Genomic DNA, 8,141 nt, shown 5'->3' with positions numbered 1-8,141 from the left:
GGGGGCCGAGTGGGGGGGTGGGAGGCACCGCCGGGCGGGGGCGGGCAGGAAGGAGGCCGGGCGCGGGGAGGGGCGGCGCCGCCAGGAGGCCAAGCGGGCGGACCGGCGGGACTGGCCCCGAGCCTCCGGGCCGGACTGCGGGACGGCCGGACGGCCGGACTGCCCCTCCGCGAAACGCAACGTGGGCGGCTCCGCGCAGCGGAATGTCGCGGCGCGGAGCCGCCCACGTTGCGTTTCGCGGAGGGGCAGTCCGGCAGTCCGGCAGTCCGGCAGTCCGGCCTGGAGGCTCGGGGTCAGTCCCGCAGGTCCGCCGGCTTGGCCTCGTGGCGGCGACGGCCGTCCGTGCGCCGGTCCTCCTTCATGCTCGCCTCGTACAGGTGGCGCTTCCCACCGACGAGCTGGTCGCGTGCGGTCTGCTCGAGCTCCTTGGCGAGCGCGTAGTAGTTGTCGTCGTAGTCCTCGACGATCTGGAACGTCCACCGCCCGTCGATGACGTTCCGCCCCACCAGCTCGGTGTCGATCCGCTCCGCGAGCTCGGTGTGACCCGCCTTCCGGAGCTGCTCGACGGCGTCCCCGAGGTTGAGGTCCGCCGTCCCCGTCAGCCGGTGGAACCCGTAGAGCAGGCCACGGGCGTGCTCGAGCACCTCGAGGGCGGCCGACAGCGTGCCGAGGGCCTCGACGGTCGCCTCGGACACCCCCTCCGGTACCTGGTGCGCGTCGTCGGGACCCTGGCCGTCGTCGTGTCGCTCGTCAGTCATGCACCCCGTCTACCGGAGCGGTGCTCGGGGCGCTCCGAGCGATTCGGCGCCCGGTGGGTCGGAGTGCTCCCGCACAGCCGGAAGCACGCCGCGCCGCGGGAGTCCATGGTGCGCCGTGCTTCCGGTTGTGCGGAGCGCAGCCGACCCGGCACAGCCCCGCTCCGCCTCACGCCGACGGAGTCGAGACCGGCACCGGGAGCCGCGCTGGGGCCTCGGCCGCACGCCGCTCCATCAACCGCCACGACCCCCCGAGCAACGGCGACAGCGTGACCACCGTGTAGACCACCGCCACGACACCGAACGTCGCCGTCACGCCGATGCCGTCCGCCGCGATCCCGCCGAAGAGCCCGCCGAGGGGGATGCCCGCCCACGACCCCGCGGAGAGCAACCCGAACACCCGGGCCCGCATCGGCCCCGGGATCCGCTCGAGCTCGACGGCGCCGAGGATGGGGTTGAGCGCCCCGGCCGCGAGCCCGGACACCGCGCACGCACCGAGCATCCACGGCAGCCCGAGCCCGAGTGCCGGCACCACGAGCGACGGCCCGCCGGCGAGCACGAAGCAGACCACGAACGTGATCCGGCGCGGCAGCCGGTGCGCCACGTACCCGAACGCGAGCGACCCGAGGAACGCCGCCCCGCCGTAGGTCCCGCTGACGATGCCGAGCGACTGTGCGCCGTCGAGCACCCGGTCGGCGTAGAGCGGGAGCAGCGCTGTGGACCGTGCGGCGTCGAGCAGGTTCGTCACGAGCACCAGGGCGATCACGAGCCGGAACAGCGGGTCCCGCACGCAGAACCGCAGCCCGGCCCCGAGGTCCCGCCAGTAGCCCGCGGAACGCTCGGCCGGCGCCGCGTCCGGCGCCGGGTGCACCGTCGCCCCGCGGAGCGTCAGCACCGCGAGCACCGCCGCCGCCGCGAAGACCGACGCGGTGACCGCCAGCGCCGGCAGCGGTCCGACGGCCCCGACGAGCAGCCCGGCAGCCGGCGCACCGAGCAGCACGGAGAACCGGACGGACGCCTCGAAGTGCCCGACCGCCCGTTCGAGCGGGACACCCGCGGCCGTCGCGAGCCCCGGCAGGAGCACCCGTCGCCCGGACTCCCCCGGGGTGTCGAACAAGCCGCCGAGGAACACGAGCACGAGCAGTCCCCACGAAGGCAGCCCGACCGTCCACGCCAGGAGGGGGACCGCGGCGAGGGTCACCGCGCTGACGAGGTCCGACACCACGCTCGACCGGACGAACCCGAACCGCTCCACGAGCACGCCGCCGAACGCCCCGCCGAGCACGATCGGCACCGTCGCCGCGAACGCCGCGATGCCGACGTCGGTCGCGGACCCACCGCGCGAGAGCACCACGAACGGCACCGCGATGGTCGTCGCGACGTTGCCCGTGCGCGAGACGACCTGCACCGCGAGGAGCGACCGCAGCCGCCACCGCGCGTTCACGGCCGTGCCGACCGGTAGCTCTGCACGACCGCCGTCACACGCTCGGAGCCGTCGCCCGCCACGTGGTCCGCGCTGACGGCCTCCCACCGGTCGAGCACGCCCTGCAGTTCGGCGCCGAGGTCCCGCAGTTCGTCCACCGTCAGCCGGAGCACCCGGTCGCCGCTGTTCGAGGCCGCGACCCACTCGCGACCGAGTGCCGGGACGTGGTCGATGAACGCCCGGTACTCGTCGGCGTACGCCTGGGCGACGGTGTGGTCGAGCGCCGTGGCGGCGAGCATCCGGTCGGGGTCGTCGAACGCGTCGGCCAGGTTCCACGACGTGTGCTGCGCCGTGGCCCGCCACCAGCGCTCACGTCGGTCGGTGCCGAGTTCCGGCGCGGGTTCGATGAAGCCAGCGGTCGCGAGTCGCCCGCAGTGGTAGCTGATCGTCCCGGGCGCCTCGTCCACCTGCTCCCCGAGCATCGCGGCGGTCTGCGGACCGCCGGAGCGCAGCAGCCCGACGATGCGCAGCCGGGTCGGGTGGGCGAGCGCCCGCATGTGGGCTGCGTCGTCGAGTCGCTGGACGTCCATGACTCGACGATAGATCCACAAGAATCGTTGCGCAACACTTCTTGTGGATCGGACTGGAGGATCGCCCCGCGTCGGGCGAGCGCGCTACGGTGCCGACATGGCCAGGTGGGTCGCGCTGCTGCGCGGGGTGAACGTCAACGGGATCACGATCCGGAGCGCGGAGCTCGCGGCGCTGTTCCGCGAGCTCGGGTACGAGGACGTGCGCACGGTGCTCGCGTCGGGCAACGTCGTGTTCACCGCGGACGGGGACGCCGCCTCGGTCACGGGCGCCGTCGAGCAGGCCTTGCGCGACCGGTTCGGCTACGACGCCTGGATCGTGCTCGTCCCGCACGGACGGCTCGCCGCGATCGTCGACGGCTTCCCGTTCCCGTCCGGTCCCGACCGGCACGACTACGTCGTGTTCGGTTCAGCGGCCCCGGCGCTCGACGCCCTGCTCGAGGACCTGACCGTCGACGAGTCGGTGGAGCGGGTCGCGCGGGGCGACGGCGTCGTGTACTGGTCGTGCCCGAAGGGCTCCAGCACCGACACCGCGTTCGCGAGACGGGCCGCCGCCGCACGCTTCAAGCGCACGACGACGACCCGCAACACGAACACCCTCCGGAAGCTCCTGTGACCCGCCGCGGTCTCCACCACGTCGAGTTCCGCGTCGCGGACCTCGACGCCGCCGTCCGCTCGTGGGGCTGGCTGCTCGACGCGCTCGGGTCGGCGCCGTTCCAGGAGTGGCCGGACGGCCGGAGCTGGCGACTGGACCACACGTACCTCGTCCTGGAGCGCGCCCCGCTCCCCGGCGGACACGATCGACGCCGGCCGGGCCTCAGCCACCTCGCGCTGCACGGCGGGAGCGCCGCCGACGTCGCACGGATCTGGACCGGGGCGCCGGGGCACGGGTGGCGACGGCTCTACGAGGACCGGCACCCGCACGCCGGTGGACCCGACCACCACGCGGCGTTCCTCGAGGACGCGGAGCGCGTGAAGGTCGAGGTCGTCGCCGACGTCGAGGACTGATTCGCCGCGCTCAGGACTGCGCGGGCTGCCCGTTGCTCGCGGTCGTGCCACCGTCGACGGGCAGCACAGCGCCCGTGACGTAGCTCGCGGCGTCGCTCGCCAGGAACAGGATCACGGCGGCGACCTCCTCGGGCCGCCCACCGCGGCCGAGCGACACCCGCTCGGCGAACGCGTGCTGGAGTTCCTCGTCCTCCGCCTGCTGCTGGGTCATGTCCGTCCAGACGAGCCCGGGCGCGACGGCGTTCACCCGCACGCCGAACTGCCCGTTGTCGAGCGCCGCGGCCTTCGTGAAGTTCGTCACGCCGCCCTTCGCGGCGTTGTACGGGCTCATCCGCCAGTCCGCGTCCGTCCCGGACACCGACGAGGTGTTGACGACGGACCCCTTCGTCTCGCGGAGGAACGGCAGCGCCGCACGGGTGCCGTAGAACACGCTCGACAGGTCCGTGTCGATGACCCGGCGCCACTCGTCCGGCTCGATGTCGGTGATGTCGCCCGAGGTGAAGGTCCCCGCGTTGTTCACGAGGACGTCGACCCGGTCCCAGCGGTCGACCGCTGCGGACACGATCGTCTCCCACGCTGCCGGGTCGGCCACGTCGGCGCGCACGGCGACCGCGCGGCCCGTCGGCAGCGAGTCGGCGACGGCCCGGACCTTCTCCTCGACGCTGTCCACCAGGAGCACGGCGGCGCCCTCGTCGACGAAGGCGCGCGCGGTGGCCTCCCCGATCCCCGATCCCGCTCCGGTGACGATCGCGACCTTGCCCGCGAACCGCTCGTCCATGTGTGTCTCCTCTCGTTGCACGGTCAGTGCCGCAGGAGACGCCGTCGGCCCGGGCGGGCACGGGGGACCACGGTGCCCGGGCACGGCTGGGGGCGTTGCCAGCCGGACCCGACGGACGAGGCGCGGTGCGGGACGGACCCGCACCGCGCCTCCGGTCCGTCCGCCGTCGTGCCGGCCGCCGTCGTGCCGGCCGCCGTCGTGCCGGCCGCCGTCAGGCGGTGGTCTCGTCGATCTCGAACGCGCGGTCGAGCGAGATGGTCGGGATCGACGCGGTGATGACCGAGCCGTCCGCGCGCAACGTGCCCTGGATGTCGCTGGTCGTCGGCGCGTGCCCGCTCATCCGCGGCCCGTGGTGCGGCAGCGGGACGACGGTCGGCTCGCCGGCCGGGACCTCCCACTGCTGGTTGTGCACCCACGCGGTGAAGCCGTCGCCGGTCTCGACCGTGAAGGTCATCTGCTCTTCCTCGAGGTCGACGCGGATCCGAGAGCCGTGCACCGTCAGGCGGTAGGTCAGGCGGTCCCAGTCCTTCGGCAGGCGCGGGTTGAACGACATCCGTCCGCCGTGGTCGCGCATGCCGCCGAAGCCGTTGACGAGCGCACCCCAGATGCCACCCGTCGAGGCGATGTGCACACCGTCCGCGGTGTTGCCGTGCAGGTCGGCGAGGTCGACGTACAGCGCCGTCTGGAAGTACTGCGCCGCCAGGTCGTGGTAGCCGACCTCGGCCGCCATGATCGACTGGACGACCGCGGACAGGGTCGAGTCGCCGGTCGTCAGGGCGTCGTAGTAGTCGAAGTCCCGGCGCTTCTCGGCCGCGGTGAACTCGTGACCCTGCAGGAACAGCGCGAGCACGACGTCCGCCTGCTTGAGCACCTGGAACCGGTAGATCACCAGCGGGTGGTAGTGCAGCAGCAGGGGGCGCTTGGAGTCGGGCGTGTTCTCGAGGTCCCAGAGCTCCTTGTCGAGGAACTGGGCGTCCTGGGGGTGGATGCCGCGGTGCGGGTCGAACGGGATCTCCATCGACTCGGCGGCGTGCTCCCACTCGACGACCTCGGCCGGGTCGAGTCCGGTACGCCGGACCATGCGGCCGTACTCCTCCGGGTCGTCGACGGCGAGCTCGTGGCAGGCGTTGACGGCGAACCACAGGTTCGCCCGGGCCATGACGTTCGTGTAGAGGTTGTCGTCGACGACCGTCGTGTACTCGTCCGGCCCGGTGACGCCGTCGATGTGGAACTTCTTGTCGCCGTTCGAGCGCCAGAAGCCCAGGTCCGCCCACAGCCGGGCGGTCTCGACCAGGATGTCGATCGCTCCGCGCTTGAGGAAGTCGCGGTCCCCCGAGGCGCGCACGTACTGCATGAGCGCGTGGGCGATGTCCGCGTCGATGTGGTACTGCGCGGTACCCGCGGCGTAGTACGCGCTGGACTCTTCGCCGTTGATCGTCCGCCACGGGAACAGGGCCCCGCGCTGGTTCAGCTCGCGGGCCCGGGAGCGGGCGGCGTCGAGCATGTTGTAGCGGAAGCGCAGCGCGTTCCGGGCGGCGATCGGTGCCGTGTACGACAGGAACGGCAGGACGTAGATCTCCATGTCCCAGAAGTAGTGCCCGCCGTACCCGGACCCGGTGACGCCCTTCGCCGCGATGCCGTGCCCGTCGGTCCGAGCGGTCGCCTGCGCGAGCATGAACAGGTTCCAGCGGACGGCCTGCTGGATCTCCGGCTGCCCGGGGATCTCGGCGTCGCTGCGGGTCCAGTAGTCGTCCATCCAGGCGCGCTGCTTGTCGAACGTCTGGTCGACCGTCTCGGCGCGGGCCCGGTCGAGCGTCCGGTCGCAGCGGTCGCCGAGTTCACGCGCCGGCACGCCGCGGGACGTGTGGTAGACGAGGTGCTTCACCAGCCGCGTCGGGACGCCCCGGCGTGCCTGCACCCGGTAGACGTGCTTGGCGAGGTCGTCCTCGATCGAGGAGCTCTCGTCCCAGTGGTTGTCGGTCTCCAGGTGGTGCTCGACCCCGACGCAGATGGTCATGCCCGAGCTCGCGGCCTGGTAGCCCAGCAGGGATCGGCCGGCGGTGCTGCGCTTGAGCTTCGGCTCGAGCACGCGCTCGGTGAACGCCTCGGCCTTGCGCGGGTCGAAGGCGTTCGCCGCGGCGCGCATGCCCGCGTGGTACTCGTCCTGGACGTCCTGGCGGTTCAGGACCTGGCTCGACAGCAGGAGCGAGGCGTCCGCGTCGAGCACGGTCACCTCGTAGTCGATGACCGCCAGGTGCCGGTCGGTGAAGGACACCAGCCGGCGGGAGCGGATGAGCACCCGCTTGCCGGACGGCGTCGACCACTCCGTCTCGCGGTACAGGTACCCGCCGCGGAAGTCGAGGCGCCGGGTGTGCCGCAGGATGTCGGCCTCGGCCAGGACGAGCGGCTCGTCGTCGACGTAGAGCCGGATCACCTTGGCGTCCGGTGCGTTGATGATGGTCTGTCCGGTCTTGGCGAAGCCGAACGCGTCCTCGGCGTGCCGGATCGGCCACGTCTCGTGGAAGCCGTTGACGTACGTGCCGTACTGGACGCCGCCGCGGCCCTCGTCGAGGTTGCCGCGGAGGCCCAGGTACCCGTTGCCGACGGCGAAGTTCGTCTCCGCGACGCCCTGCTCGTCGGGGGCGTACTCGGTCTCGACGAGCGCCCACTCGTCCACCGGGTAGCGGACGCGGTCCAGGGGGTCGGAGGTGATGGGGTTCATGCAGTGTGCTCCGTGGGAGGGAGTGCGGGGTGTCCGGGCTGGAGCGGTCCTAGACTCGATCCGAGCCGAACCGACCACCGCGAGCAGAGGATCCCCGATGACGATGCCGGACCGGCGCACCCCCGCGCGACTCGCCGACACGCGAGCGCTCCTGTTCGACCTCGACGGCGTCCTCACGCCGACGGCCGACGTGCACATGCGTGCCTGGAGCCGGCTGTTCACCCCGTACCTGGCCGCACACGGCGTCGCGCCGTACACCGAGCAGGACTACTTCGACTCGATCGACGGCAAGCCCCGCTACGACGGGGTCCGCTCGTTGCTCGCCTCGCGCGGGATCGAGCTGCCCGAGGGCACCCCGGACGACGCCCCCGACGCCGACACGGTGTGCGGGCTCGGCAACCGCAAGAACGCCGAGTTCACCGCCGAGCTGACCGAGCACGGCGTCGAGCCGTACCCGGGCTCCCTGCGCTTCCTCACCGCCGCGATCGACGCCGGGGTGCAGGTCGCCGTGGTGTCGAGCTCCGCGAACGCCACCCAGGTGCTCCGCACGGCGGGCATCCTCGACCGCTTCCCGGTCGTCGTCGACGGGCTCGTCGCGCGGCAGGACGGCCTCGCCGGCAAGCCCGCGCCGGACACGTACCTCGACGCCGCGGAGCGCCTCGGACGGACCGCCGCCGAGTGCGTCGTGGTCGAGGACGCCACGAGCGGCGTCGAAGCCGGCCGGAACGGTGCCTTCGGCCTGGTCGTCGGTGTCGACCGCGGCGCCGGCGCGGACGCCCTCCGCGCGCACGGTGCCGACGTCGTCGTCAGCGACCTCGACGAGCTCGTCGACCAGCTCCCCGCCGTGCGGAGCACCTGGGTGGCGTTC

The 8,141-nt window shown here is 72.8% G+C and carries 8 protein-coding genes; 3 read left to right on the top strand and 5 right to left on the bottom strand.

The annotated features are described in order from the left end of the window. Positions 1-293: 293 nt before the first annotated feature. From HUN59_RS01485 to HUN59_RS01475, 3 genes are all read right to left on the bottom strand, one after another. Positions 294-758 carry a hypothetical protein gene (locus tag HUN59_RS01485; RefSeq protein ID WP_058740737.1) on the bottom strand — a complete coding sequence of 155 codons (465 nt, stop codon included), beginning with the start codon at positions 756-758 and terminating at the stop codon, positions 294-296. Positions 759-924: 166 nt separating this feature from the next. After that, positions 925-2,199, bottom strand: a complete 1,275-nt coding sequence (locus HUN59_RS01480) for an MFS transporter (RefSeq protein ID WP_174777304.1) — start codon at positions 2,197-2,199, stop codon at positions 925-927. Continuing rightward, complete coding sequence (locus HUN59_RS01475; protein WP_058740733.1) at positions 2,196-2,768, bottom strand: ArsR/SmtB family transcription factor; 573 nt, start codon at positions 2,766-2,768, stop codon at positions 2,196-2,198. Before HUN59_RS01475 ends, HUN59_RS01480 begins: the two co-directional genes overlap by 4 nt. Before the next feature lie 97 nt (positions 2,769-2,865). On the opposite strand from HUN59_RS01475, the gene HUN59_RS01470 reads away from it, so the two are divergent. Together HUN59_RS01470 and HUN59_RS01465 are read left to right on the top strand one after the other, a co-directional pair. Further along, a complete protein-coding gene (locus HUN59_RS01470; RefSeq protein WP_174777303.1) occupies positions 2,866-3,381 on the top strand; it encodes a DUF1697 domain-containing protein in 516 nt (171 codons plus the stop codon). Further along, positions 3,378-3,773 (top strand): VOC family protein, encoded by a 396-nt coding sequence (locus HUN59_RS01465; RefSeq protein ID WP_174777302.1) that lies wholly within the window; start codon positions 3,378-3,380, stop codon positions 3,771-3,773. The genes HUN59_RS01470 and HUN59_RS01465 overlap by 4 nt, the downstream gene beginning before the upstream one ends. Positions 3,774-3,783: 10 nt before the next feature. Here HUN59_RS01465 and HUN59_RS01460 read toward each other — a convergent pair whose 3' ends face one another. Together HUN59_RS01460 and HUN59_RS01455 are read right to left on the bottom strand one after the other, a co-directional pair. Continuing rightward, positions 3,784-4,551 carry an SDR family NAD(P)-dependent oxidoreductase gene (locus HUN59_RS01460; protein WP_058740730.1) on the bottom strand — a complete coding sequence of 256 codons (768 nt, stop codon included), beginning with the start codon at positions 4,549-4,551 and terminating at the stop codon, positions 3,784-3,786. A gap of 211 nt (positions 4,552-4,762) precedes the next feature. Then, the gene (locus HUN59_RS01455; RefSeq protein ID WP_174777301.1) at positions 4,763-7,273 is read right to left on the bottom strand and encodes a glycoside hydrolase family 65 protein; all 2,511 of its coding nucleotides are present in this window, start codon (positions 7,271-7,273) and stop codon (positions 4,763-4,765) included. A 97-nt stretch (positions 7,274-7,370) separates the two neighbouring features. On the opposite strand from HUN59_RS01455, the gene HUN59_RS01450 reads away from it, so the two are divergent. After that, a partial coding sequence (locus HUN59_RS01450; RefSeq protein WP_174779324.1) for an HAD family hydrolase occupies positions 7,371-8,141 on the top strand: 771 nt, incomplete at its 3' end.

It is taken from the genome of Curtobacterium sp. Csp2 (genome assembly GCF_013347165.1).
The sequence above is the reverse complement of the archived record's forward strand: the minus strand, read 5'-3'. Positions and strand labels throughout refer to the sequence as shown.